Source organism: Paracoccus sp. SY (assembly GCF_002901215.1).
Classification (GTDB): Bacteria; Pseudomonadota; Alphaproteobacteria; order Rhodobacterales; family Rhodobacteraceae; genus Paracoccus; species Paracoccus acridae.
The window spans coordinates 49,490-74,310 of sequence record NZ_NWMQ01000001.1 but is presented as its reverse complement, the minus strand read 5'-3'; the positions used below and the strand labels follow the sequence as shown (position 1 = coordinate 74,310).

The 24,821-nt window shown below is 66.3% G+C and carries 23 protein-coding genes and 2 tRNA genes; 8 read left to right on the top strand and 17 right to left on the bottom strand.

Annotation, left to right across the window (positions count from 1 at the left end; all coding sequences use genetic code 11):
- Positions 1 to 24 precede the first annotated feature (24 nt).
- The gene (gene pyk, locus CK944_RS00355) at positions 25 to 1,470 is read right to left on the bottom strand and encodes a pyruvate kinase (protein WP_103171042.1); all 1,446 of its coding nucleotides are present in this window, start codon (positions 1,468 to 1,470) and stop codon (positions 25 to 27) included.
- A gap of 113 nt (positions 1,471 to 1,583) precedes the next feature.
- Here pyk and CK944_RS00350 point away from each other — a divergent pair, with 113 nt between their 5' ends.
- Positions 1,584 to 2,324, top strand: coding sequence for an N-formylglutamate amidohydrolase (locus CK944_RS00350; protein ID WP_103171041.1), 741 nt, complete (start codon positions 1,584 to 1,586; stop codon positions 2,322 to 2,324).
- Positions 2,325 to 2,337: 13 nt separating this feature from the next.
- On the opposite strand, the gene CK944_RS00345 is transcribed toward CK944_RS00350, so the two are convergent.
- The 4 genes from CK944_RS00345 to CK944_RS00330 form a co-directional block, all read right to left on the bottom strand.
- Complete coding sequence (locus CK944_RS00345; protein WP_103171040.1) at positions 2,338 to 4,602, bottom strand: adenosylcobalamin-dependent ribonucleoside-diphosphate reductase; 2,265 nt, start codon at positions 4,600 to 4,602, stop codon at positions 2,338 to 2,340.
- Between the two features lie 70 nt (positions 4,603 to 4,672).
- Positions 4,673 to 5,524, bottom strand: coding sequence for a 1-acyl-sn-glycerol-3-phosphate acyltransferase (locus CK944_RS00340; protein ID WP_103171039.1), 852 nt, complete (start codon positions 5,522 to 5,524; stop codon positions 4,673 to 4,675).
- Positions 5,521 to 6,303, bottom strand: coding sequence for a GNAT family N-acyltransferase (locus tag CK944_RS00335; protein ID WP_103171291.1), 783 nt, complete (start codon positions 6,301 to 6,303; stop codon positions 5,521 to 5,523). Before CK944_RS00335 ends, CK944_RS00340 begins: the two co-directional genes overlap by 4 nt.
- A gap of 152 nt (positions 6,304 to 6,455) precedes the next feature.
- Positions 6,456 to 6,635 carry a DUF3553 domain-containing protein gene (locus CK944_RS00330; RefSeq protein ID WP_103171038.1) on the bottom strand — a complete coding sequence of 60 codons (180 nt, stop codon included), beginning with the start codon at positions 6,633 to 6,635 and terminating at the stop codon, positions 6,456 to 6,458.
- A 39-nt stretch (positions 6,636 to 6,674) separates the two neighbouring features.
- Here CK944_RS00330 and CK944_RS00325 point away from each other — a divergent pair, with 39 nt between their 5' ends.
- Complete coding sequence (locus tag CK944_RS00325; RefSeq protein ID WP_103171037.1) at positions 6,675 to 7,298, top strand: histidine phosphotransferase family protein; 624 nt, start codon at positions 6,675 to 6,677, stop codon at positions 7,296 to 7,298.
- A 6-nt stretch (positions 7,299 to 7,304) separates the two neighbouring features.
- Here the strand turns inward: CK944_RS00325 and CK944_RS00320 are convergent, their stop codons facing one another.
- From CK944_RS00320 to CK944_RS00305, 4 genes are all read right to left on the bottom strand, one after another.
- The gene (locus tag CK944_RS00320) at positions 7,305 to 8,564 is read right to left on the bottom strand and encodes a glutamate-5-semialdehyde dehydrogenase (RefSeq protein WP_103171290.1); all 1,260 of its coding nucleotides are present in this window, start codon (positions 8,562 to 8,564) and stop codon (positions 7,305 to 7,307) included.
- Between the two features lie 86 nt (positions 8,565 to 8,650).
- Positions 8,651 to 8,727: transfer RNA gene (locus CK944_RS00315), tRNA-Asp, on the bottom strand.
- A 24-nt stretch (positions 8,728 to 8,751) separates the two neighbouring features.
- Positions 8,752 to 8,828: transfer RNA gene (locus CK944_RS00310), tRNA-Asp, on the bottom strand.
- 44 nt (positions 8,829 to 8,872) lie between these two features.
- The gene (locus CK944_RS00305) at positions 8,873 to 10,021 is read right to left on the bottom strand and encodes an anhydro-N-acetylmuramic acid kinase (protein WP_103171036.1); all 1,149 of its coding nucleotides are present in this window, start codon (positions 10,019 to 10,021) and stop codon (positions 8,873 to 8,875) included.
- 59 nt (positions 10,022 to 10,080) lie between these two features.
- Between CK944_RS00305 and tyrS the strand changes: the two genes are divergently transcribed.
- Together tyrS and CK944_RS22750 are read left to right on the top strand one after the other, a co-directional pair.
- A complete protein-coding gene (tyrS, locus tag CK944_RS00300) occupies positions 10,081 to 11,325 on the top strand; it encodes a tyrosine--tRNA ligase (protein ID WP_103171035.1) in 1,245 nt (414 codons plus the stop codon).
- On the top strand, positions 11,325 to 11,588 hold the full coding sequence (locus tag CK944_RS22750) for a hypothetical protein (protein ID WP_146038578.1): 264 nt from the start codon (positions 11,325 to 11,327) through the stop codon (positions 11,586 to 11,588). The genes tyrS and CK944_RS22750 overlap by 1 nt, the downstream gene beginning before the upstream one ends.
- A 59-nt stretch (positions 11,589 to 11,647) precedes the next feature.
- Here CK944_RS22750 and CK944_RS00295 read toward each other — a convergent pair whose 3' ends face one another.
- From CK944_RS00295 to CK944_RS00270, 6 genes are all read right to left on the bottom strand, one after another.
- On the bottom strand, positions 11,648 to 12,625 hold the full coding sequence (locus CK944_RS00295; protein WP_103171034.1) for an SPOR domain-containing protein: 978 nt from the start codon (positions 12,623 to 12,625) through the stop codon (positions 11,648 to 11,650).
- Positions 12,626 to 12,692: 67 nt separating this feature from the next.
- Positions 12,693 to 13,328, bottom strand: coding sequence for a uracil phosphoribosyltransferase (gene upp / locus CK944_RS00290; protein WP_103171033.1), 636 nt, complete (start codon positions 13,326 to 13,328; stop codon positions 12,693 to 12,695).
- The gene (locus CK944_RS00285; RefSeq protein ID WP_103171032.1) at positions 13,325 to 14,284 is read right to left on the bottom strand and encodes an adenosine deaminase; all 960 of its coding nucleotides are present in this window, start codon (positions 14,282 to 14,284) and stop codon (positions 13,325 to 13,327) included. The genes upp and CK944_RS00285 overlap by 4 nt, the downstream gene beginning before the upstream one ends.
- Positions 14,281 to 15,468, bottom strand: coding sequence for a phosphopentomutase (locus tag CK944_RS00280; protein WP_103171031.1), 1,188 nt, complete (start codon positions 15,466 to 15,468; stop codon positions 14,281 to 14,283). The genes CK944_RS00285 and CK944_RS00280 overlap by 4 nt, the downstream gene beginning before the upstream one ends.
- Entirely contained in the window at positions 15,465 to 16,748 is a 1,284-nt protein-coding gene (locus tag CK944_RS00275) for a thymidine phosphorylase (RefSeq protein ID WP_103171030.1), read from the bottom strand. The genes CK944_RS00280 and CK944_RS00275 overlap by 4 nt, the downstream gene beginning before the upstream one ends.
- Positions 16,748 to 17,140 (bottom strand): cytidine deaminase, encoded by a 393-nt coding sequence (locus tag CK944_RS00270; RefSeq protein WP_103171029.1) that lies wholly within the window; start codon positions 17,138 to 17,140, stop codon positions 16,748 to 16,750. Before CK944_RS00270 ends, CK944_RS00275 begins: the two co-directional genes overlap by 1 nt.
- Positions 17,141 to 17,266: 126 nt before the next feature.
- Between CK944_RS00270 and CK944_RS00265 the strand changes: the two genes are divergently transcribed.
- From CK944_RS00265 to CK944_RS00255, 3 genes are all read left to right on the top strand, one after another.
- Positions 17,267 to 19,546, top strand: coding sequence for an NADP-dependent malic enzyme (locus CK944_RS00265; protein WP_103171028.1), 2,280 nt, complete (start codon positions 17,267 to 17,269; stop codon positions 19,544 to 19,546).
- A 232-nt stretch (positions 19,547 to 19,778) separates the two neighbouring features.
- Positions 19,779 to 21,671: a propionyl-CoA synthetase gene (locus CK944_RS00260; RefSeq protein ID WP_103171027.1), complete on the top strand. Its 1,893-nt coding sequence runs from the start codon at positions 19,779 to 19,781 to the stop codon at positions 21,669 to 21,671.
- Between the two features lie 54 nt (positions 21,672 to 21,725).
- Positions 21,726 to 22,106, top strand: coding sequence for a VOC family protein (locus CK944_RS00255; RefSeq protein WP_103171289.1), 381 nt, complete (start codon positions 21,726 to 21,728; stop codon positions 22,104 to 22,106).
- On the opposite strand, the gene aroA is transcribed toward CK944_RS00255, so the two are convergent.
- Positions 22,103 to 23,434, bottom strand: a complete 1,332-nt coding sequence (gene aroA, locus CK944_RS00250; RefSeq protein WP_103171026.1) for a 3-phosphoshikimate 1-carboxyvinyltransferase — start codon at positions 23,432 to 23,434, stop codon at positions 22,103 to 22,105. The two genes, CK944_RS00255 and aroA, sit on opposite strands and share 4 nt — an antisense overlap.
- A 110-nt stretch (positions 23,435 to 23,544) precedes the next feature.
- On the opposite strand from aroA, the gene CK944_RS00245 reads away from it, so the two are divergent.
- The gene (locus CK944_RS00245) at positions 23,545 to 24,219 is read left to right on the top strand and encodes a DNA alkylation repair protein (RefSeq protein ID WP_103171025.1); all 675 of its coding nucleotides are present in this window, start codon (positions 23,545 to 23,547) and stop codon (positions 24,217 to 24,219) included.
- Here the strand turns inward: CK944_RS00245 and CK944_RS00240 are convergent.
- Positions 24,207 to 24,713: a hypothetical protein gene (locus tag CK944_RS00240; RefSeq protein WP_239985924.1), complete on the bottom strand. Its 507-nt coding sequence runs from the start codon at positions 24,711 to 24,713 to the stop codon at positions 24,207 to 24,209. The two genes, CK944_RS00245 and CK944_RS00240, sit on opposite strands and share 13 nt — an antisense overlap.
- Positions 24,714 to 24,821: the final 108 nt, after the last annotated feature.

The window sequence follows — 24,821 nt, the reverse complement described above, 5'->3', positions numbered from 1 at the left end:
CGGACTTGTTGACGTCCACCGGGCTTATTCTGGATCGGATGCGAAGATCAAGCGTTCGTCGCAGGGCGCAATCCGCACGATGTTGGTGCTGCCCGGCACGTTGAAGGGCACGCCCGCGATCACCACGACCTGCCGGGTTTCATCGGCAAAGTGAAATTCGCGCGCGGCGCGGGTGGCGTTGACCACCGCCTCCTTGAAGCGGCCCAGTTGCGGCGTGATCACGCAATGCGTCCCCCATGTCAGGCACATGCGGCGCAGGACCGATTCGACATGGGTCAGCGCGATGATCGGCACACGCGGCCGTTCGCGGGCGACCAGGCTGGCCGTCTTGCCGGACTGGCTGAAGGCGCAGATCGCCGCGATGTCGGTCGTCTCGGCGATTTCGCGCGCCGCGGTCACTATGGCGTCGGCCACGGTGTGCAGCTTGTTCTGGCGCGAGGCCTCGATGATGGCGCGATAGTTGCTGTCAGCCTCGACCGAGCGCGCGACGCTGTCCATGGTGCGCACGGCCTCGATGGGATAGGCACCGGCGGCGCTTTCGGCCGACAGCATCACGGCGTCGGCGCCTTCGTAGATGGCGTTGGCGACGTCGCTGACCTCGGCCCGCGTGGGCATCGGGCTTTCGATCATGGATTCCAGCATCTGGGTGGCAACGATCACCGGCTTGGCGGCCGACCGGCACCGACGCACCAGCCGTTTCTGGATCGGCGGGACGGAATGGATCGGCAGTTCCACGCCCAGATCGCCGCGCGCCACCATGATGCCGTCGGACACGGCAAGGATTTCCTCGAATGCATCGACGGCGGCAGGCTTTTCGATCTTGGACAGGATCGCGGCGCGGCCCTTGGCCAGCTCGCGCGCCTCCTCGACATCGGCGGCCCGCTGGACAAAGGACAGCGCCAGCCAATCGACGCCCAGTTCGCAGGCGAATTCCAGATCCGCACGGTCCTTGTCCGACAGCGCCGCCAGGGGCAGCACCACATCCGGCACGTTCACGCCCTTGCGGTCGCTGATGGTGCCGCCCACCGTCACGGTGCATTCGGCGAAATCGGGGCCGCATTCATCGACGCGCAGACGGATCTTGCCGTCGTTGACCAGCAGGTTGCTGCCGGGCACCAGGGCCGCGAAAATCTCGGGGTGGGGCAACTGCACGCGGCGGGAATCGCCACGCGCGGGGTCCAGATCGAAGCGGAAGCGGTTTCCTTCCTCAAGATCGCAGGCCCCTGCGGTGAATTGGCCCACCCGCAGCTTCGGCCCCTGCAAATCCGCCAGAATGGCGATGGGACGTCCGGTTTCCGCCTCGACCGCGCGGATCGCGTCATAGCGGGCGCGGTGGTCCTCATGGCTGCCGTGGCTCATGTTCAGGCGGAAGACGTCGGCGCCTGTTTCGAACAACGAACGGATCATGTCGCGGGTCGAGGAAGCGGGTCCCAACGTTGCCACGATCTTCACGTTGCGGTGTCGTCTCATTCCGGCGCCCTTCTTCCGTTTGCGCTAACTATGATCCAGATCGCCCGAGGCTGCAACTGGCGTCCGGTGAAAGCATGGCATAGACAATCACCAAGATGAAGGATGACCGACCCATGACAGAACGCGCCTTCTGGATTGAAGGCGAGGATCGCCCGTCCCGCTGGCTGATCACCTGCGACCACGCGACGAACCGGGTGCCTGCCTGGGTGGGGGGCGGCGACCTGGGCATCGCCCCCGAAGACATGGCCCGCCACATCGCCTATGACGTGGGCGCGGCCGGGTTGGCGTCGAAGCTGGCGGTCCTGATGGACGCGCCCGCGATCTTTTCCGATTTCTCGCGCCTGGTGATCGACCCCAACCGGGGAGAGGACGACCCGACCCTGCTGATGCGGCTTTATGACGGCACGGTCATTCCGGCGAACAAGAACGCCGACGCGGCCGAGCGCGAACGTCGCCTGAACCGCCTGCACCGCCCCTATCACACCGCCCTTGCCAGGCTTGCGGATGGTCATCCCGACCGCTGCATCTGCGCGATCCACAGCTTTACCCCGCAATTGCGGGGCCGTCCCCGGCGTCCCTGGCAGGTGGGGATTCTTTATTCCTATCGGGATGTGCGGCTGGGTGCGCCCCTGGTGCAGGCCTGTCGCCAGATGGGCTGGATCACCGGGGAAAACCAGCCCTATGACGGCCACCTCGAGGGTGACTCGATCGACCGCCACGCCCTGCGCCATGCCCGCCCCAACATCCTGGTCGAAGTCCGCAACGACCTCATCACGGACAAGGCCGGTCAGGCCGAATGGGCCGCGCGTCTGGCCCCCGTGATCGCGGGGACGCTGGCGGCATCCGGGTTGTGATCCGGCGACACCCCTAGCCGCATTTGGAATGTCCGCAATGGGGACAGGTCATGCAGCCTTCGTTCATCCGCATTCCGTATTGACCGCAATTCGGACAGGCCGGGCCAAGCGGACGTTCGCCGACCGCCACGGCCTCGATATGAGGGTCTGATTTCAGGCCCATCCCCTCGCCTGCCAGAAAGCCGATGGCGACCATGTGGCGCTCGATGACCCCGCCGATGGCCGCAAGGATCGAGGGGACATAGCGTCCGCCCATCCATGCGCCACCCCGGGGATCGAAGACCGCCTTCAGTTCCTCGACCACGAAGGACACGTCGCCGCCGCGGCGGAAGACGGCGCTGATCATGCGGGTCAGGGCGACCGTCCAGGCGAAATGCTCCATGTTCTTGGAGTTGATGAAGATCTCGAACGGGCGGCGATAACCTGCCTGCACGATGTCGTTGATGGTGATATAGATCGCGTGTTCGCTGGCCGGCCACTTCAGCTTGTAGGTCGCACCTTCCAACGCAGCGGGGCGATCCAGCGGCTGGGTCAGATAGACGACATCGGCCCCGGTATCGGCCTGCGGAACGGTTTCGGCCTTTTCGCTGACCGACAGGACGCTGCCGGTCACGTCATTCGGGCGATAGGTCGTGCAGCCCTTGCAGCCCAGTTCCCAGGCGGTCAGATAGACGCCCTTGAAGTCGTCGAAGGATATGTCGGCGGGGCAGTTGATCGTCTTGGAAATCGAGCTGTCCACCCATTCCTGCGCCGCCGCCTGCATGGCGACATGATCGCGGGGCGCAAGGGTCTGCGCGTTCACGAAGTGATCCGGCAAGGGGGCGTCGCCGTGCATGTCGCGCCACATCTGGACGGCGTAATCCACGACCTCCTCCTCGGTCCGCGACCCGTCCTTCTGCAGCACCTTGCGGGTATAGGCATATGCAAAGACCGGCTCGATCCCCGAACTGACATTGCCCGCATAAAGGCTGATCGTCCCGGTCGGCGCGATGCTGGTCAGCAGCGCGTTGCGGATACCGTGCTGCGCCACCGCCTGCCGGACATCGTCGTCCATCCGCTGCATGAACCCTGATGCCAGGAAGGCATCCCGGTCGAACAGCGGGAAAGGCCCCTTTTCGCGGGCCAGATCGGCACTGGCCAGATAGGCCGACCGCGCAATGGCCTTCATCCAGTCGCGCGTCTGGTCCACCGCATCCGCCGCGCCGTAACGCAGCCCCAGCATCAGCAGCGCGTCGGCAAGCCCCGTCACGCCAAGGCCGATACGGCGCTTGGCCTGCGCCTCGGCCGCCTGCTGGGGCAGCGGGAAGCGCGAGGCATCGACCACATTGTCCATCATCCGCACCGCCACGCGGACCAGATCGTCAAGCGCCGCCATGTCCAGCCGCGCCCCCGATGTAAACGGATCGCTGACCAGCCGCGCCAGGTTGATCGACCCCAGCAGGCAGGCGCCATAGGGCGGCAACGGTTGTTCGCCGCAGGGGTTCGTGGCGCTGATCGTTTCCGCATAATGCAGGTTGTTCTGCTGGTTGATGCGGTCGATGAAGATGACGCCCGGTTCGGCATAGTCATAGGTCGCGCGCATGATCCGGTTCCACAGGTCGCGCGCCCGGGTTGTCCGATAAACCTTGCCGCCGAAGACCAGATCCCAGGAAGCGTCGGCCTTGACGGCCTCCATGAAGGCATCGGTCACCAGAACGGAGAGGTTGAACATGCGCAGCCGGGCGCTGTCCTGCTTGGCTTCGATGAAATCCTCGATGTCGGGGTGGTCGCAGCGCATGGTGGCCATCATCGCACCGCGCCGCGACCCCGCCGACATGATCGTGCGGCACATCGAATCCCACACGTCCATGAAGGACAACGGACCCGAGGCGTCGGCCCCGACCCCCAGCACCTCGGCCCCTTTCGGACGCAGGGTGCTGAAATCGTAGCCAATGCCGCCGCCCTGCTGCATCGTCAGCGCAGCCTCTTTCAGGGCGTCGAAGATGCCCCCCATGCTGTCCTGGATGGTTCCCATGACGAAGCAGTTGAACAGCGTGACCGACCGGCCCGTGCCCGCCCCCGCCAGGATGCGGCCTGCAGGCAGGAACCTGAAATCCTCGAGCGCGGCATAGAAGCGATCTTCCCATTCGGCCGGATTGGCCTCGACGCTGGCAAGGTTTCGGGCGACGCGGCGCCAGCTGTCTTCGACCGTCAGGTCGACCGGACGGTCCTGGGCATCCTTCAGGCGGTATTTCATGTCCCAGATCTGTTCGGCAATGGGTGCGGCGAAACGGGTCATGGCGGACCTCTTGGGGCAGGACAGTGGCGGATCTACAAGATATGGTCGTTCTGCCTGACCGATCAAGCGATCAGATCGCCAGGCCTTGCCGCACCGCATCCTCGCAGGCACTTGCAAGGGTCTTGCGCGTCAGTCCCGCGACCGGGATCGGATCATGCAGAACCACCGTCACCCGCCCATGACGCCTGGCCGCAAGCACGGCCAGCAGATGCGGTCCAAGGTCCATGTCGCCCCACCAGCCATAGAAACGCGGATCCGCGCCCCTCGGTGCCTCATACCGCGCGCTGACCGGCTGGATCGCCAGTCCTTCGGGCAATGCCGGGTCCAGGAAGCCCTGGAACAGGGTCGGCTTGAAGGGCAACAGACGCTGCCCGTCGGTCGAGGTGCCCTCGGGGAAGAACAGCAGCCGGTGGCCCGCATGGACACGCTCTGCGAATTCGCGTGCCTGTGCGGATGCCAGCCGGGGATCGCGGACCACGAAATGCGTGTCGGTCACGCGAGTCAGGATGTTGATGCCAGGCCAACCCGCGACCTCGGACTTGCTGACGAAAAAGACCGGCATGGCCGCGTTCAGCACCAGGATGTCCAGCCAGCTTGAATGATTGGCCACCACCGCGCCGGGGCCGCGCATCGGCTTCCCCCGGCACGACCGGCGAATGCCCATGCAGGCCAGCGTCAGGCGGCAGACCATCTGAACAAGCCGCCCGGTCCAAGGACGACGACGGCCGTGAAACAGCCGTTCGATCCCCCGCATCGGCAGGATCAGAAACACCCCTGCCAGCAGCACCAGAACAGCACCGCCCCCGCGTCGGGCGACGCGCAGCCAGTCGCGAAGACCCGCCGGCGGCGCGGAAGGAGGAGGCACCGCGTCGCGCCAGGTCGCCTCGGCCCGTCCCGGATCGACACGCAGGGGAAGGGTCATTGCGGCTGCCAGCGGCTTTCATAGAATTGCCGGTGCTTGTCCGACATCACGGCGGTGTCCATCAACAGGAACACATCGGTCGTGTTGAAGGCGCGGTCGATGAAGGCACCCTCGCCCACCATCCCGCCCAAGCGAAGATAGGCCTTGATCAGCGCAGGCATCCCGGCCATCGCCTCTCGCCGGTCGAGGCGGTCGGCAGGGATCAGGTCCATCCTGTGATAACCCGCAGGCAGCGCCCTGGGCCGCAACTCTGCGGGCGCAAGGTGATGGTGGTGCAACCAGCTGAGCGAAGGCGCCAGCATCGGAATGTCGGTGCCGTGAAAGCTGGCCACGCCGAACAGGATTTCGATCCCGTGATCCAGGACGTAATCGGCAAGCGCATTCCACATCAGGAACATCCCCGACCCGCCCCGGCTGGCCGGATCGACGCAGGACCGGCCAAGTTCCAGCACGGGGCGGCCGCAGTCGCGCAAGGGCGTCAGGTCGTATTCCGCATCGCAGTAAAATCGCCCGAACTTCGCGGCCCGATCCCCCGGCAACAGACGATAGACCCCGACGACATGGTCCAGGTCCTTTGCCGAACGGCGATTGTCGATCAGGCAAAGATGGTCCACGATGGGGTCGAATTCGTCGCGTTCCAGCCGCTTGTCGTGATCGACGAATGGTCCGGTGCCGCCAAGTTCCTCGATGAACACCCGATAGCGCAGGCGCTGCGCCGCCAGCAGATCCTGTTCTGACACAGCCAGGCGGATGTCGAAGAATGACGGATCGGTCTTCATGCGGGCGGCAGGGCTGGTCATGGGCATCCCGTTCTCTCTAGGCAGGGTGCCAAGGCTTTGCAACACCGCCAAGGTTGATGGGGTCTTCGCTTTATCATGCGTCAGGCCTTGCGTGGAACAATCAAAGGTTGCAATCGTGGCGCTGAACCATTCTAGCTGCCCTGTGTCCAGACGATGTCCAGCGAAACCCGTCTTCCGTCGATGACCCGCTTGCCGGCCTCGGCGAAGTTGACCGTGATGCGGTCGCCGATGCGCGATTGCACCTGTCCCTCGCCCCATTCGGGTGCGCCGGGATGGCGGACGATCATTCCGGGTTCCAGGATCTCGTTCACGGCGGCTCTCCTTCAGTTCCACCGGAAAGGTAATGCCGCATGACCCTTGATACAACGCGCCTTGCCGCGGGCGAGCTGTCGCAGCTTCTGGGGTCGCGGCTGTGCCACGATCTCGTCTCGCCGCTGGGGGCCATCGGCAACGGGGTCGAACTGCTGGAAATGTCGCCCGACTTCCCCGGCATCGCGGCCTGCCCCGAACTGCAGTTGATCACGGAAAGCGTGTCCTCCGCCCGTGCGCGGATCCAGATTTTCCGGGTGGCCTTCGGCCAGGCCCAAGGTGATCAGCGCATTTCGCGCGCGGGCCTGGCGCAGCTTCTGGATGGGTTCTCGGCCCAGGGCCGGATGCAGGTTCAACTGGATGCCCAGGGGGATTTCCCGCGCGCCGAGATGCGGATGATCATGCTGGCGATGATGTGCCTTGAAACCGCGATGCCCTGGGGCGGCAAGGTGACGGTGCTGCACGGTCCCGCGGGCTGGCGCCTGGTTGCGGAAGCCGACCGGACCAAGCAGGACCCAGCCCTGTGGGCCTGGCTTGGCGGAGAGGGGCAGCGCAATCCCCTGCCCTCGGAAGTCCATTTCCCCCTGCTGGCCGAAGCCTTGGCCGAGGCCCGTCGTCGTCCGACCTGGGAGGTGGACGAGACAGGCGCCGAGATCGCCTTCTGATCCGCCTTATGGACGGATCGTGCCGTCGCCGGTCACCAGATACTTGAAGCTGGTCAGTTGTTCCGCCCCCACGGGGCCGCGCGCGTGCATCTTGCCGGTGGCGATGCCGATTTCCGCGCCCATGCCGAACTCGCCGCCATCGGCGAACTGGGTGGACGCGTTGCGCATCAGGATCGCGCTGTCCAGACCCGCGAAGAACCGCTGCGCCGCGCTGTCGTCTTCGGTCAGGATCGATTCGGTGTGCTGGCTGCCATGGCGGCGGATATGGGCAATGGCATCGTCCACCCCGTCCACCAGCCGCGTCGCGATGATCATGTCCAGGAACTCGCGCCCGAAATCGTCCGGCTCGGCGGGGACGGTGCCGGGGATTTTGGCCAATTCGCCCTCGGCCCGGACCTCGACGCCCGCGTCCAGCAGCGCCCGGATCAAGGCAGGACCCTGGGAATAGGCGCGGTCGATCAGCAGGCATTCGGCCGCCCCGCAGATACCCGTGCGCCGTGTCTTGGCGTTCAGGACCACGTTCAGCGCCTTGCCGGGATCGGCGGCGGCATCGACATAAACGTGGCAGATCCCTTCCAGATGCGCGAAGACCGGCACCCGCGCCTCGCGCTGCACCAGTCCGACCAGACCCTTGCCGCCGCGCGGGATGATCACGTCGATCAGCCCCTGGGCCTGCAGCATCGCGGTCACGGCGGCCCGGTCGCGGGTCGGGACAAGCTGGATCGCGGTTTCAGGCAGGTCCGCCTGGCGCAGACCTTCTGCCATGCTGGCATGGATAGCTTGGCTGGAATGGAGGCTTTCCGAACCGCCGCGCAGGATCACGGCATTGCCGGATTTCAGCGCCAGCGCGCCTGCATCCGCAGTCACGTTGGGACGGCTTTCATAGATCACGCCGATCACCCCGATGGGGGTGCGGACCCGCTGGATGTGCAGCCCGTTCGGACGGTCCCATTCAGCCACGACCTCGCCCACCGGATCGGGCTGCCCGGCCACCGCGCGCAGCCCGTCCTCGATCCCGCGCAGGCGGTCTGGATCCAGGCGCAGACGGTCCAGCATCGAATCGGCCAAACCCTTGTCGCGGCCGAACTGCATGTCCTTGTCATTGGCCGACAGGATCCGGGCCTGGTCCCGGCTCAGCGCGTCCGCGGCGGCGATCAGGGCGGCTTGCTTCTGTTCGGCCGTGGCTTGGGCCAGTTCTATCGCGGCCGCGCGCGCGGCCTTGCCCATCCGGGTGATCAGCGCGGTCGCATCCTCATGATCCGTCATGCCAGTGTCCATTCGCAATCCTCCGCCAGCGGGGTTACGTCTTAGCGGACCAGCATCGGATATGTTAGAGCGAAAAAGAAGGGAAATGGCGCGGTTGACGGGGCTCGAACCCGCGACCCCCGGCGTGACAGGCCGGTACTCTAACCAACTGAGCTACAACCGCGCATTTCATGGGCGATGGTGTGTGTGGCGCGGTTGACGGGGCTCGAACCCGCGACCCCCGGCGTGACAGGCCGGTACTCTAACCAACTGAGCTACAACCGCACACTCACCACCCCGACAGATCGCCCTTCGGGGTGAGGGGCGGTTTACGCAGACCGATCGTCCCCGTCAAGGGCGCGTCGGAAAAAATCGTGCCGCAACCGAGGATAACTGATCCGACCCCCGCAGCAGGGCGCGGGAACGCCGGTCGTGGTTGGCCCCGACGTGGGCAATCCGCGCATCACGCGGGCGGCCAGCCAGCCGAAGGCCTGCGCCTCGAGCATGTCGCCATCAAGGCCCGCGGCCTCGACCGGTTGCACCGCGCAGGGCAGAACCCGGGCCAGTTGCGCCATGATCGCGGGGTTGCGCCGCCCGCCGCCGCAGACCAGCACCGTGGCGGGGATCTGCGGCAGCCAGCGAAAGCCCGCCGCGACAGATCCCGCCAGCGCGGCCACCAGCGTGGCGGCGGCATCGGCATCGGGCAGCGCTTCGACCGATCCCGCGAGGCCCGCGAACTGGTCGCGGTCCAGCGATTTCGGCGGCTGCCGGTCGAAGAACGGGTGGCGCAGGAAATCGGCGACGATACCCATGTCCGCCGTCCCTGATGCCGCAAGCCTGCCGTCCCGGTCATGGCTTTGGCGCAACCTGCGGCGCATCAGGTCGTTCAGCGGCGCATTGGCGGGACCCGTGTCGAAGGCCAGGCAGGCGCCCGGCCATTCCGGCGCGGCGGCCTGCGGATCGACCCAGGTGATGTTGCCGACCCCGCCCAGGTTCAGGAAAGCCACCGGCTGCGCGGGCAGCAGCCCCTGCCCCACGGCCCAGGCGGCGCAGGCCCAGTGGAAGAAGGGAGCCAGCGGCGCGCCCTCGCCCCCGCGCCGCACATCCTCGCTGCGAAAGTCCCAGACGACGGGGCGATCCACCTGCCGTGCAAGCCAGGCACCGTCGCCCGCCTGATGCGTTCCCCGGCCCTGCGGATCATGGGCCAGCGTCTGCCCGTGATAGCCGATCAGGTCGGCCTCAGGGAAGTCGGCAGCCATCGCGGCATGGCTTTCGACCGAGATCGCCGCCGCATCCTGGACCCCTTCATCCCCGGGCCAGCGGCCAAGCGCGGCGTGCAGCACCGCCGATTCGTTGTCGGAATAGGCGCGAAAGGCGCTGCGGCCGAAACCGCCGATCCGCACGCCGTCGGTCTCGATCAGCGCCGCGTCCACCCCGTCCATCGAGGTGCCCGACATCATTCCCAGAACCCGGATCATCGCGCTTTTCCTTCCCTGCCCCAGCCGGTATATCCCCGGCGATCAGAAGGAAAAAGCCGATGACCCACAGCCCCAAGTCCGATTTCCTGCGCGTGATGTTCGAACGCGGCTATGTCGCCGATTGCACGGACTATGCGGCGCTGGACCAGGCGCTGCTGGACGGGCCGGTCACGGCCTATATCGGCTATGACGCGACGGCGGCGTCGCTGCATGTGGGCCACCTGCTGAACATCATGATGCTGCGCTGGTTCCAGAAGACCGGCAACCGCCCGATCACGCTGATGGGCGGGGGCACGACCAAGGTGGGCGATCCATCCTTCCGGTCCGAGGAAAGGCCCCTGCTGACCGAGGACGCGATCCAGTCCAACATCGACGGGATGCAGCAGGTCTTTGCGCGCTATCTGGATTACGGCGACGGCCGGGCCACCATGCTGAACAACGCCGAATGGCTGGACGGGCTGAACTATCTGGAATTCCTGCGCGACATCGGGCGGCATTTCAGCGTCAACCGGATGCTGTCCTTCGAATCCGTCAAGTCCCGGCTGGACCGCGAACAGTCGCTGTCCTTCCTGGAATTCAACTACATGATCCTGCAGGCCTATGACTTCCTGGAACTGCACCGCCGCTATGGCTGCCGGCTGCAGATGGGCGGGTCGGACCAGTGGGGCAACATCGTCAACGGCATCGACCTGACGCGCCGGGTGGATGACGCGGTGATCTGGGGCCTGACCTCGCCCCTGCTGACCACCAGCGACGGACGCAAGATGGGCAAGTCGGCCGGAGGTGCTGTCTGGCTGAACGGGGCGATGCTGTCGCCCTATGAATTCTGGCAGTTCTGGCGCAATACCACCGACGCCGATGTGGGCCGCTTCCTGAAGCTTTACACCGAACTGCCGGTCAGCGAATGCGACCGCCTGGGCGCGTTGCAAGGGTCCGAGATCAACGAGGCTAAGGTTCTGCTGGCCAACCAGGTCACCACCCTGCTGCACGGGGCCGAGGCCGCCGCAAGTGCCGAGGCCACTGCCCGCCAGGTCTTCGAACAGGGCGGCGCCGGCGGCGATCTCGAGGTCGCGACCATCGGGGCCGACGCGCTGACCGGCGGCATGACGGTGGCGCAACTGCTGGTCCAGACGGGCATCACCGCCTCGGGGAAAGAGGCCAAGCGCCTGATAGCCGAGGGCGGCCTGCGGCTGAACAACGAAGCCGTGTCCGATCCGCAGATGACGGTGGATGCCGCGCTGATCGGCGAGGGGCTGAAGGTGTCGGTGGGCAAGAAGAAGCACCGGATGGTCCAAGTCGGCTGATGCATCTGCTGCATGGCAGCATTGCAAGCAGGATTGACGCTGCGTCGCAGCAATGGACACTGTGCCATACCGACCCTATCTGTCTGCGTGGGAGGATCAATCCGACCATGGAAGACAGGATAATGGCACAGAACACCGCACAACCCCTTAGCATCAGCGCCCGCAAGTTGCAGGCCCAGGCCGATGCCGTGCTGGATCAGATGTTCGCGTATTTCACCCGCGAGGAAGCGCCGCGCGTGATTGAAACCCGTCGCGCCGCCTGATCACGGCCAGACTGTTTGGATTTCCGGGGGCGTTCGCGCCCCCTTTGCATGTCCGGATGTCAGCGCGCCACTGCCCGGGGATAGCCGTTCGCCCGCAGCCGCGCCAAGGCCGAGACCAGCGCTTGCCGGTCGGCGAAAGGTCCGGCAAGTATTTCCCTTCGCACCTTGTCATTCGTCCTCTCGCTGCGTTGCGCCGTGCGATAACCCAGGCTGGACAACCGCCGCAGGGCTGCAAGGGCATTGGCTTCGTCCGCATAGGTGCCGATCCAGACATAGCGCGCACTGGCGGGGATCATCTCGGCCAAGGGCGCACCGGGCCGGGGCGGTTCGGAACGGCGCGCGACAACTGACGCAGGCTTGGCGCCCCCCTGGGTGGGGTCTGCCTGGGGACGCCTTGCTGGCGCAGGATCTTCTGCCTTTCGCGGCATCTTCGCCGGACGGGTGCCGGATGGCGATGCCGCGGCAGCCTTTGGTTCGACAACCGTTGCTGCCACGACTGCCGGCGCTGGGTCGGCCTTCATGCCGGGGCAAAGACCATGCGTCACGTCACCGCCGATGATCGGCGTCTTGTCGCCGGCAGGGCGATAGCCCAGTCGCGCGCACAGCCCGTTGGGCGCTTGGCCCGCCATGGCGCTGCGCAGGCGCGCCTCAAGTTCGACCTGCTGGGCCAGGGTCTTGTCCAGTTCCGCCTGTGCAGGATCCGGTGCGGTTTCCTTCAAGGCTGTGGGCGGCGCGCCTGCGGCCAGATCCCCGGACCGCAAGCCCTCGGCCAGCACCGCCGTCAACGCCTCCTCAGGGGTCGGCACGGTTCCGGACGCATCGGCTGCCTCGGCCGGCTGGCTGGGGGGAAAGCCGCAGACCGCCCTTCCCTCCTTGTCGAGCCGTGGCAGCCATGCGGTGCCCTCCTTGACGAAGACGCATCCGCTGCGGTCGATGTATTGCACCCCCGGATAATCGCCGGGAGGAGGCGGTTCGGGCGCGGCCAAGACCTGCCCCGGCAGCAGAACCGCCATCACCATCCAAGCAAAGACCCGCATCGGCCACCCGCAATTCGTTTCCACGAATCACAGATAGCCCCTAAGCCTGAAAGGCGGGTTAACGCGATTACTTCGTTCCGAACATCCGGTCGCCCGCGTCCCCTAGGCCCGGCACGATATAGCCGTGATCGTCCAGCCTTTCGTCCAGGGACGCCGTGAAGATCGGCACGTCGGGATGGGCCTGGCGCATCCGTTCGACGCCCTCGGGGGCAGCCAGAAGACACAGGAAGCGCAGGTTGGTGGCCCCGCGCGCCTTCAGCATGTCGATGGCAGCAACCGAAGAATTGCCCGTGGCCAGCATCGGATCGACGACGATGGTCAGTCGCGCGTCCAGTTCCTTGGGAACCTTGCAGTAATATTCGACCGGCAGCAGCGTTTCGGGGTCGCGGTAAAGACCCACGAAGCCGACGCGGGCCGAGGGGATCATTTCCAGGATCCCGTCCAGCAGGCCGTTGCCCGCCCGCAGGATCGAGATCAGGGCGAGCTTTTTCCCTTCAAGCGTGGGCGCGTCCATCTCGCAGACGGGGGTCTCGATCCGGGTGGTGGTCAGTTCAAGTTCGCGCGTGACCTCATAGGCCAGCAGCAGGCTGACCTCTCGCAGCAGGCGGCGGAAGCCCGCGGTGGACACGTCCTTCTTGCGCATGATCGTCAGCTTGTGCTGGACAAGGGGATGGTCGATGACGGTCAGGTGCTGTTGGGTCACGGAAACTCCTTCAAAAGCCGGTCGCGGGTCGCCTGGTCGCAGAAAGCAGCCTCGGCGGCCCAGCGGTTGATCTGGGCGAATTCCGTATCGCCCCAACCGAAGGCGTCGGCAAGCCGGTCGTATTCATGCCGCAACGTCGTGTGAAAGAAGGGCGGATCATCGGTGGATACGGTGACGCGCACCCCCGCGTCGGCCAGCCGCGCGATCGGGTGGCCGGACCAGGCGGGATAGATGCCAAGCGCGACGTTCGAACCGGGGCAGACTTCAAGGGTCACCCCCTTGTCGGCAAGGTCGCGAACCAAGGCCGAATCCTCGGTCGCGCGGACCCCGTGGCCGATGCGGGTGCAGCCGAGGGACAAGGCATCGCGGATGCTGTCGGGGCCGCGCCATTCGCCCGCATGGCAAGTCTGGCCAAGGCCCGCCTCCTTCGCGCAGTCGAAGGACCAGGCATAATCGGTCGCGCGGCCCACGGTTTCCGCCCCGCCCATGCCGAAGCCGGTCACCCAGTCGCCCGCCGTTTCCGCCGCGCAGATCGCGGTCTTCCTGGCACGATCCGGGCCGAAATGGCGGATCGCCGTCAGGATCGCCCGGCTGTCGATGCCTTGGGCCCGGGACTTGTCCGCGACCTCGGTCATGGCCGCCAGATAGTCGCGCCAAGCTGACAGGTCAGCCCCGCCGCAGAACTCGGGCGAGACAAACAGCTCGGTATAGATCACACCCTGTTCGGCAGATCGTTCCAGAACCTCGGCCAGAAGGCGGGCGAAATCCTGAGGCGTCCGCAGCACGCTGGTTGCCGCTTCGTAACAACGCAGGAAGCCGTCGAACCCGTCATAGGAATAGTTCCCCTGCTCGTCGAAGACGCCGCTCAGATCCGCATGCTTCTCGGCGGCAAGGCCACGGATGAAGGCGGGCGGGGCGGCCCCTTCCAGATGCAGGTGCAGTTCTATCTTCTTCACAGGAACGACCTTCCATGATCGGGCGCGGGCAAACCCAGATGCGCCATGACCGAGGCGCCGATGTCGCTGAAGCCGACCAAGCCAATGTCGCGGGGGCCGACGCCGTGCCCCAGCACCGCCACGCGTTCGCGGGTGTGGTCGGTGCCATGCCAGGATGGGTCGTTGCCGTGATCGGCGGTGAAGATCGCCAGATCGCCCGGTCCCAACATGTCCAGGAACCGCCCGGCAATCCCGTCGAACCATTCCAGTTGCGCGGCATAGCCGGGAATGTCGCGACGATGGCCGAAATTCGTGTCGAATTCGACGAAGTTGGCGAATGTCAGGCTGCCCGGTTCGGCTTCGCGTCCCAAGCGCACCAGATGTTCGGCAAGATCGGCGTCGGACTTGCCCTTGTGCAGGTGGCTGATGCCGCGATGGCTGAAGATGTCGCCGATCTTGCCGATGGCATGGGTCACGCGCCCTGCCCCTTGGGCGATATCCAGGATCGTGCGGCCCGGCGGCGCGATGGCGAAGTCGCGGCGGTTGCCTGTGCGGCGGAAATCGCCGGGCGCATTGCCCACGAAAGGCCGCGCGATCACCCGGCCCACGCGCATGGCGTGCAGCGTTGGCGCCAGCGCCTCGCACAGCCCGATCAGGCGGTCCAGGCCGAAATGATCCTCATGCGCGGCGATCTGCAACACGCTGTCGACCGAGGTATAGCAGATCGGCCAGCCGGTTCGGATATGCTCGGTCCCGAAATCCTCGATCACCTGCGTGCCGGATGCGTGGCAGTTCGCAAGGATCCCCTCGGTTCCCGCCAGATCGCAGATGCGGGCTGTCACCTCGGGTGGAAAAGCGGGGGTTGTGTCGGGAAAATAGTGCCAATCCCATGGGACCGGCACGCCCGCGATCTCCCAATGACCCGAGGGCGTGTCCTTGCCGCGCGAGATTTCGGTGGCCGCACCCCACAGCCCCTGCGGAGTCACCATCAGCCCCGGCGCATCCTGCCCCGACGCAAGACGCACCGCCGCGCCAAGGCCAAGCCGCGCCAGGTTCGGCATGTGCAGCGGCTGCGCCTGCGCGATATGTGCCACGGTGTTCGCGCCCGTATCGGGCAGGCTGTCGTTGAAGAACTGGTCGGCGTCGGGCGCCCCGCCGATACCGACGCTGTCCATCACGATCAGGAATGCGCGCCTGTCCGTCACGGCGCGATCCTGTCGCGAACCAGGGGGCCAGGGACGCCGTCTTCTCCCAACCGATAGGCGGCCGCGATGGCGGCAATGGCGACCTCGGCCGCAGTGTCGTCGGCGGCATGGACCAGGGCCAGGGGGCGGCCGGGGCCGACCTCATCGCCAAGTTTCGCCAGCATGGACAGGCCCACGCGCGGGTCGATCGCCTCTCCTGCGCGGACGCGGCCACCGCCAAGGGCCACGACGGCATGACCAAGCGCGGTGACGTCGATCTGGGCGATCCGGCCTTCGGGCGTTGGGACGGGGCGGACGACCGGCGCCGGGGCCAGATGCGTGTCAGGCCGGTCCAGAAGATCGGCAGGGCCGCCCTGGGCGGCGACCATGCGGCCGAAGACCTCGGCCGCCGCGCCAGAATCCAGCAGGTCTTCCAGCCCCTCGTCCCCCTGCCCCGCAAGGCGCAACACCTCGGACGCAAGCGCCAGGGTCAGGTCGCGCAGCGCGCCGGGTTCGCCTTTCAGGACCCGGATGGATTCGGCAATTTCCAGGGCGTTTCCCGCGCTGCGGGCCAGGGGCTGGTCCATGTCGGTGATCAGCGCCGCTGTCGGACAGCCTGCGCCATTGGCCGTTTCCACCAGGGCCTGCGCCAGCCGCTGCGAGGATTCGGCCTTGCGCAGGAACGCCCCCGACCCGGCTTTCACATCCAGCACAAGCGCCTGCAATCCCGCCGCCAGCTTCTTCGACAGGATGGATGCGGTGATCAGGTCGATCGATTCCACCGTCGCGGATTCGTCGCGGATCGCATACAGCCTGCGGTCGGCAGGGGCGAAATCGCCGCTGGCCGCGACGATGGCGCAGCCGACCGTGCGGACGATGCGGCGAAAATCGTCCTCGGACTGGTCGCAGCGGTATCCGGGGATCGCTTCCAGCTTGTCCAGGGTGCCGCCGGTATGGCCCAGTCCGCGCCCCGAGATCATCGGCACGAACACCCCTCGCGCGGCCAATAACGGCGCCAACACCAGGCTGACCGCATCGCCTATGCCGCCCGTGGAATGCTTGTCCACGACCGGCCCCGGCAGATCCCAATGCAGCACATGCCCCGAATCGCGCATGGCCCGCGTCAGCGCCACCCGCCCCGGCACGCCTATGCCCTTGACCAGGACGGCCATGGCAAAGGCGCCCGCCTGCGCGTCGCTGACCGATCCGTTCGCCAGTCCCTGCGCGATCAGTGCCGCACCCGGCCCGTCAAGGCCGCGACCGTCGCGGATCGCCGCGATCACCGGGCGCGGATCGGTCATTATGCCTTGACCATGTGCCCGGCGTCGAAACGCCCCGGCAACAGCTCGCCCACCGTTGTGGCCAGTGTCGCGCCGTCCGTCGTTGCCAGCAGCACGGGCGTGTCATGGCGGCCGAATTCAGCCAGCTTCTGCCGGCAGCCGCCGCAGGGGGGCACGGGCGAAGGACTGTCGGCGATCACCGCAACCTCGATCAACTCTGTCTCACCCGCTGCGACCATGGCGGAAATCGCCCCGGCCTCGGCGCAGGTGCCTTCGGGATAGGCCACGTTTTCCACGTTGCAGCCGCGATAGATGACGCCCGACGCGCCACGGATGGCAGCACCCACCTTGAACCGGGAATAAGGCACATAGGCCATTTCGCGCACCTCGCGGGCGGCATCCAGCAGCGACATCCTCGGCTCCTTCATCCTGTGGCGGCAGTTTTGCGCAGGGTTGCCGCTAACGCAAGCCGAAGGCTTCTGTTCCCCGCCGGGGAAATGGTTTAACGGTCAACTAATTCGCTTTTGAGGGGGACAAAGATGGAAGAACGCAGGCAGGACAATGCCCGGCAAGAGGCGCTTGATTATCACGAATTCCCGCGTCCGGGTAAGCTGGAGATCCGAGCGACCAAACCGCTGGCCAACGGCCGCGACCTGAGCCGCGCCTATTCCCCCGGCGTGGCCGAGGCCTGCCTGGAGATCCAAGCCGATCCGGCCACGGCCAGCCGCTATACCTCGCGCGGCAATCTGGTTGCGGTGGTGTCGAACGGAACCGCCGTTCTGGGCCTTGGCAATATCGGTGCCGCCGCCTCCAAGCCCGTGATGGAGGGCAAGGCGGTCCTGTTCAAGAAATTCGCCAATATCGACTGCTTCGACATCGAGGTGAACGAATCCGACCCCGAGAAGCTGGCCGATATCGTCTGCGCGCTGGAACCCACCTTCGGGGCGGTGAACCTGGAAGACATCAAGGCCCCCGACTGCTTCATCGTCGAAAAGCTGTGCCGCGAACGCATGAACATCCCGGTCTTCCACGACGACCAGCATGGCACCGCCATTGTCGTCGGCGCGGCGGCCACCAACGCGCTGCATGTCGCGGGCAAGCGGTTCGAGGATATCAAGGTCGTCTCGACCGGCGGCGGGGCGGCGGGGATCGCCTGCCTCAACATGCTGCTGAAGCTGGGAGTGAAGCGCGAGAACGTCTGGCTGTGCGACATCCACGGGCTGGTCTACAAGGGCCGGGTCGAGGACATGACCGTCCAGAAGGCCGCCTTCGCCCAGGACACCGAAGCCCGGACCCTGGGCGAGGTGATCGACGGCGCGGACCTGTTCCTGGGCTTGTCCGGCCCCGGCGTCCTGAAGCCCGAGATGGTGGCCCGCATGGCCTCCCGCCCGATCATCTTCGCGCTTGCGAACCCCAATCCCGAGATCGTGCCCGACGATGCCCGCGCCGTCGCCCCCGACGCGATCATCGCCACGGGCCGCAGCGATTTCCCGAACCAGGTGAACAACGTCCTGTGCTTCCCTTTCATCTTCCGGGGCGCGCTGGATGTGGGCGCGACCACCATCAACTCGGAAATGGAACTGGCCTGCATCGAGGGCATCGCGGCCCTTGCACGCGCCACCACCACTGCCGAGGCGGCCGCCGCCTATCGCGGCGAGACGCTGACCTTCGGGCCGGAATACCTGATCCCGAAACCGTTTGATCCGCGCCTGGTGGGTGTCGTCAGTTCCGCCGTGGCCCGCGCCGCGATGGAAACCGGCGTGGCGACGCGGCCCATCGCCGACCTGGACGCCTACAAGCGCAAGCTGGACAGTTCCGTCTTCCGGTCCGCCCTGATCATGCGCCCCGTCTTCGAGGCCGCCGCGACCGCCACCCGCCGCATCGCCTTCGCCGAGGGCGAGGATGAACGGGTCCTGCGCGCGGCCAATGCCATGCTGGAGGAAACAACCGACGTGCCGATCCTGATCGGCCGACCCGAGGTGATCGCCATGCGCGCCGAACGCGCGGGCCTGCCGATCCGCCCCGAACGCGATTTCCAGATCGTGAACCCTGAAAACGACCCTCGCTATCGCGACTACTGGGAAACCTATCACACCCTGATGGCCCGGCGCGGGGTCAGCCCCGACATCGCGCGGGCGATCATGCGCACCAACACCACGGCCATCGCCGCCGTCATGGTCCACCGGGGCGAAGCCGACAGTCTGATCTGCGGCACCTTCGGGCAGTATTCCTGGCACCTGCGCTATATCCGGGAAATCCTGGCTCGCGACGGGCTGTCCCCGGTGGGCGCGCTGTCGATGATCATCCTGGAAGACGGGCCGCTGTTCATCGCGGACACCCAGTGCCACGACGACCCGACGCCGCAGCAGGTGATGGACACGGTCATGGGCGCTGCCCGCCATGTCCGCCGCTTCGGCCTGACGCCCAAGATCGCGCTGTGCTGCCATTCGCAATTCGGGAACCTGGACACCTATACGGGCCGCAAGATGCGCGAGGCGCTGGCCCTGCTGGACGCCAGGAAGCCCGACTTCATGTATGACGGCGAAATGCATGTCGACTCGGCTCTCAGCCCGGAGCTGCGCGAACGGATCTTCCCCGGATCGCGGCTGGAAGGCGTGGCGAACGTGCTGGTCTTTGCCGGCACCGACGCGGCATCCGGCGTTCGCAACGCGCTGAAGATGCGCGCCAACGGGCTTGAGGTCGGGCCGATCCTGATGGGCATGGGCAACCGCGCGCATATCGTCACCCCCTCGATCACCACGCGCGGCCTGCTGAACATGAGCGTTCTGGCAGGAACCCCGGTCGCGCATTACAGTTGATCCCTGCGCCGGGCGATTCGGCTGATGATCGCCCGGCGCGCTGCATCCGCAAGGCTGCATTTGCAAACTTGTTGCCCCTGTATGGGCTGGTTTGCAGGTTTTTCCGTTTTGCAAATACCTCTCGCATGGATTTGCTACATTTCGTCACGCGGCGCCGACCTGACCCGCTAACATTGTTGCGCGAACCCGCCACCCCTGCGTAACACATGCGCAGGAGTGAGGAGACAAGACCATGTCGTATCGCGAAACCTATGCCGCCTGGCAGGCCGACCCCGAAGCCTTCTGGATGGACGCATCCCGCACGATCGATTGGGACCGACCGCCAAGCCGGGCCTTCTTCGATCAGGGACCGGCGGGGGAATGGTATGCCGACGGGATGCTGAACGCCTGCTGGAACGCCGTTGACCGCCATGTCGAGGCCGGGCGCGGCGACCAGCTTGCCATCATCCACGACAGCCCGATCACCCGGTCATGCCGGGGCATCACCTATCGCGAATTGCGCGACCGCGTGGCCAGCCTTGCGGGCGCCTTGCGCGCCAAGGGCATCGAGAAGGGCGACCGGGTCATCATCTACATGCCCATGGTCCCCGAGGCGCTGGAGGCGATGCTGGCCTGCGCGCGGCTGGGCGCGATCCATTCGGTTGTCTTCGGCGGCTTTGCCGCGCACGAACTGGCGGTTCGCATCAACGACGCCACGCCCAAGGCGATCATCGCGGCGTCCTGCGGGTTGGAACCCGGCCGCATCGTTCCCTACAAGCCGCTTCTGGACCGCGCGATCGAGGAAGCCACCCACAAGCCCGACTTCTGCGTGATCTTCCAGCGGGAACAAGAGGTCGCGCACCTGACCGAAGGCCGCGACGTCGCCTGGCACAGCTTCCAGTTCGGCGTCGAACCTGCGGAATGCGTGCCCGTCGAAGGCAATCACCCGGCCTATGTGCTCTACACCTCAGGGACGACAGGGCAGCCCAAGGGGGTGGTGCGGCATACCGGGGGGCATATGGTCGCGCTCGCCTGGTCGATGAAGAACGTCTATGACATCGACGCGGGCGACGTCTTCTGGGCGGCGTCCGACGTGGGCTGGGTCGTGGGCCACAGCTATATCTGCTATGGCCCGCTGGCCGTCGGCGCCACCACCATCGTCTTCGAGGGCAAGCCCGTCGGCACCCCCGACGCCGCCGCCTATTGGCGCGTGATCCAGAACCACCGCGTCAAAAGCGTGTTCAGCGCGCCCACCGCGATCCGCGCTATCCGTCGCGAAGACCCGGACGGCAAGCTGATCGGCGAATACAACCTGCGCCATTTCAAGACCCTGTATCTGGCGGGCGAACGCGCCGACCCCGACACCATCCAATGGGCCGAGGAAAAGCTGCGGGTGCCCGTCATCGACCACTGGTGGCAGACGGAAACCGGCTGGCCCATCGTCGCGAACCCCGTCGGGATCGAGCTTCTGCCCGTCAAGCGCGGCAGCCCCTCGGTCACGCTGCCCGGCTATGACGTGCAGGTCCTAGACGAGGCGGGACATCCTGTCCCGGCGGGCACGCTGGGCGCGGTGGCCATCAAGCTGCCCTTGCCGCCGGGCACGCTGCCGACCCTGTGGAACGCCGAGGATCGGTTCCGCAAATCCTATCTGTCGCATTTCCCCGGCTATTACGAAACCGGCGACGCGGGCTATATCGACGAGGATGGATATCTCTACATCATGGCGCGTACGGACGACGTGATCAACGTCGCAGGCCATCGCCTGTCCACCGGCGCGATGGAGGAGGTTCTGTCGGCCCATCCCGCCGTCGCTGAATGCGCGGTGATCGGCGTCGCCGACAGCCTCAAGGGGCAGATGCCGCTGGGCTTTCTGTGCCTGAAGAAGGGGACAAACACCCCCGACCAGCAGGTCGTAAAAGAGGTCGTCGGCATGGTCCGCGACCAGATCGGCCCGGTCGCGGCCTTCAAGACCGCCTGCGTGGTGGACCGCCTGCCCAAGACCCGGTCGGGCAAGATCCTGCGTGCCACCATGGTCAAGATCGCCGACGGGGAAAGCTTCAAGACCCCGGCGACGATCGACGATCCGGCCATCCTGGACGAAATCGCCGCGGCCCTGCGCGCGGTCGGCTACCCGCAGCACGTCTAACAAAGATTTGCAGAACCCTTGTCGGTCATTGGCGTTTCACTGATGGAGGCGCCGATGACCACACAAGCACATTCCATCGTGGACCATATTCACCTGCGCTCGGTGCATCTCGACCAGGCCATTCTTTTCTATCAAGCCATCTTCCAGGCGCTGGGCCGAAACAGCGACATGAAGGGCGGCCGGGACTGGCTGGAACTGGGCTGCTTCTATCTGGATGAGGCCGATGCCGATGCCCCGCCCAGCAGGATCCACCTGGCCTTCGCCGCCCGTTCGCGGGCCGAGGTGCAGGCCTTCCATGCAGCAGGCCTGAAGGCAGGCGGGACGGACAATGGCCCTCCCGGCCTGCGCGATTATCATCCGGGATATTATGCGGCCTATCTGCTGGACCCGGACGGCAACAACATCGAAGCCAAGTTCGACGAACGGACGGGCTAGCCCAGATCGCCGCCCAGACCCTTCATCAAGGGCAGGAAATCGGGGAAAGACGTCGCGATCGGTGCGCCGTCGTCGATGGAAACCGGTGCCTCGGATGCCAGTCCCAGCACCAGGAAGGACATGGCGATGCGATGGTCCAGATGCGTGACGGCCCTGCCGCCGCCCGGCACGCGACCCATGCCATGCACGGTCATGCTGTCCTTCGTCTCCTCGATCTTCACGCCATTGGCCTCCAGCCCGCGGGCCATGGCGTCGATCCGGTCGCTTTCCTTGACCCGCAGTTCCGCCACCCCGTTCATGACCGTCGTGCCTTCGGCAAAGGCGGCGATGACCGACAGGATGGGAAATTCGTCGATCATGCTGGCGGCGCGTTCGGCAGGCACGGTGACGCCCTTCAGCGGACCGTGACGGACCAGCAGGTCTGCCACCGGCTCGCCCCCTTCCTCTCGGGGATTTTCAAAGACGATATCGGCACCCATTTCCAGGAGCGTGACATAAAGCCCGTCGCGCGTCGGGTTGCGGCTGACGCCCGGTACACGGATCTCCGAACCGGGGACGATCAGGGCGGCGGCCACCGAAAAGGCCGCGCTTGACGGATCGCGCGGAACGGCAACCGGTTGCGCGCGCAGTTCGGGGCGCCCCTGCAGGGTGATCACATGGCCTTCCTTGGTCGTCTCGGCGCGAATGTCGGCGCCGAAGCCCGCCAGCATCCGTTCGGAGTGATCGCGGGTGGGTTCCGGCTCGATCACCACCGTCTCGCCCGGCACGTTCAGGCCCGCTAGCAGAATTGCCGACTTGATTTGCGCACTGGCCACGGGCGTGCGATAGCGCACGGGCAGCGGGTCGGCCGCGCCCTGGATGGTGATGGGCAGCCGCCCGCCTTCCCGCGCGGTGATCTGCGCGCCGAACAGTTCCAGCGGGTCGGTCACGCGGGCCATGGGGCGGCGCGACAGGCTGGCATCGCCCGTGAAGGTCGCGGTGATCGGCGTGGTGGCCATGGCCCCCATGATCAGCCGCACCCCGGTGCCCGAATTGCCGCAGTCGATCACGCCTTCGGGTTCGGAAAACCCGCCCACGCCGACGCCGTGGACGGACCATTCGCCATCGCCCAGACGTGTGACCTGCGCTCCAAAAGCCTCCATCGCCTTGGCGGTGTCCAGCACGTCCTCGCCTTCCAGCAGGCCGGTGATCCGCGTCTCGCCCACCGATAGCGCGCCCAGGATCAGCGCGCGGTGGCTGATCGACTTGTCGCCCGGAATATGGGCCGTGCCGCGCAGCGGGCCGCTGCGGCGGGCAGTCATCGGGCGGGGTTCGGACGAATGGGACATGGGCACACCTGTTGATTGCGCGGTTCTTTTAGCGCCACCACCCCCGCGCGGCCAGCCCGTTCTTGCGCCCGCAGGCGGGTCTTCCTAGAACCGCGGGAACGGAGGTTCCCATGACAGAACTGGACAGCCTGAAGGCCCTGGCCGATCCCGAAAAGGCGGATCAGATGCAGGCCTATCACAAGACGCCGCGCGTCTATCTTGGGGTGGCGAACCCGCACCTGGACGACCTGGTCGCCGAATGGCGGGCCTCGCGGGACATCGAAGGGCGCATCGACCTGGCGCGCGACCTGTGGGCAAGCGACATCCATGAAGCGCGCATCGCGGCGGCCAAGCTTCTGACCCAGGCGCGCATCCGCCCCGACGATGCCGTATGGTCGCTGATCGCCGGATGGGCGGCAGAATTCGACGGCTGGGCCATCGCGGACAGCGTCATGATCGCCGGGCAGAAGCGGCTGGTGGCCGATCCATCACGGCTGGACCAGGTCGAGACCTGGCTGGATCATCCGAACAAATGGACCCGCCGCGCGGCCCTGGTGGGCACCCTGCCTTGGGCCAAGATGAACAACCCGAAGCCCGACGAACTTGGCGCGCGGGAACGCATCCTGGACTGGGCGGCGCGGCTGGCGGATGACCGCGACTGGTTCATCCAGAAGGCCATCGCCTGGTGGCTGCGCGACCTGTCCAAACGCGACGCGCCCCGCGTCCGGGCCTTCCTGGAGGCTCACGGGGCACGCATGAAGCCCTTTGCCCGCAAGGAAGCCCTGCGGCTGGCTCAGGACCGATAAACCTCAAGCGTCGGCAGGTCGGTCAGCGACACCCCCAGCAATTGCAGCGCAGGCAGCGACACCTGCGACCCGCCGCTGGCAGGACCGTCCAGGGGGATCAGATCGACCTTGGCCGACTTTCCGGTGGCCGGGTCCACGATCCGGCCGATCCCGCGTTCGCTGACCAGGGGCGTCTTGATCCAGAACCCTCCCTCGGAAGGGTTGCCCAATGATGCGACGGTGGTGCCCAGCCTCGTCTCGGCCGCCTCAGCCGGTTTGGCGGCGGCGGCGCGCTGTTCAGGGGTCGTGGTGTCCAGTTGGGCAGCGGACGCCCGCGCCGCCGGACGCGGCGCAGGGGCGCGGGTGACGGCAGCGGCCGCCGTGACCTGTTCAGCCGTCATCTGCGTCTGCGGTGCGGCATCGGCGCTGCGCCCTGCCGTCATCGCGCCTTGAGTGCAGCCCGCCAGAGCGCCCGCAGTCAGGATCAACGCTGGGGCAACGGTGGTGAAACGCATGAATTGTCCCTTCTGTCCCATATTCAGCTTCAACCTAGTCTGCATAACCCGACCCCGTCCACAACCAGTCGCCGCTTGTCTGCGATCAACACCGCGCATAGATTAAGG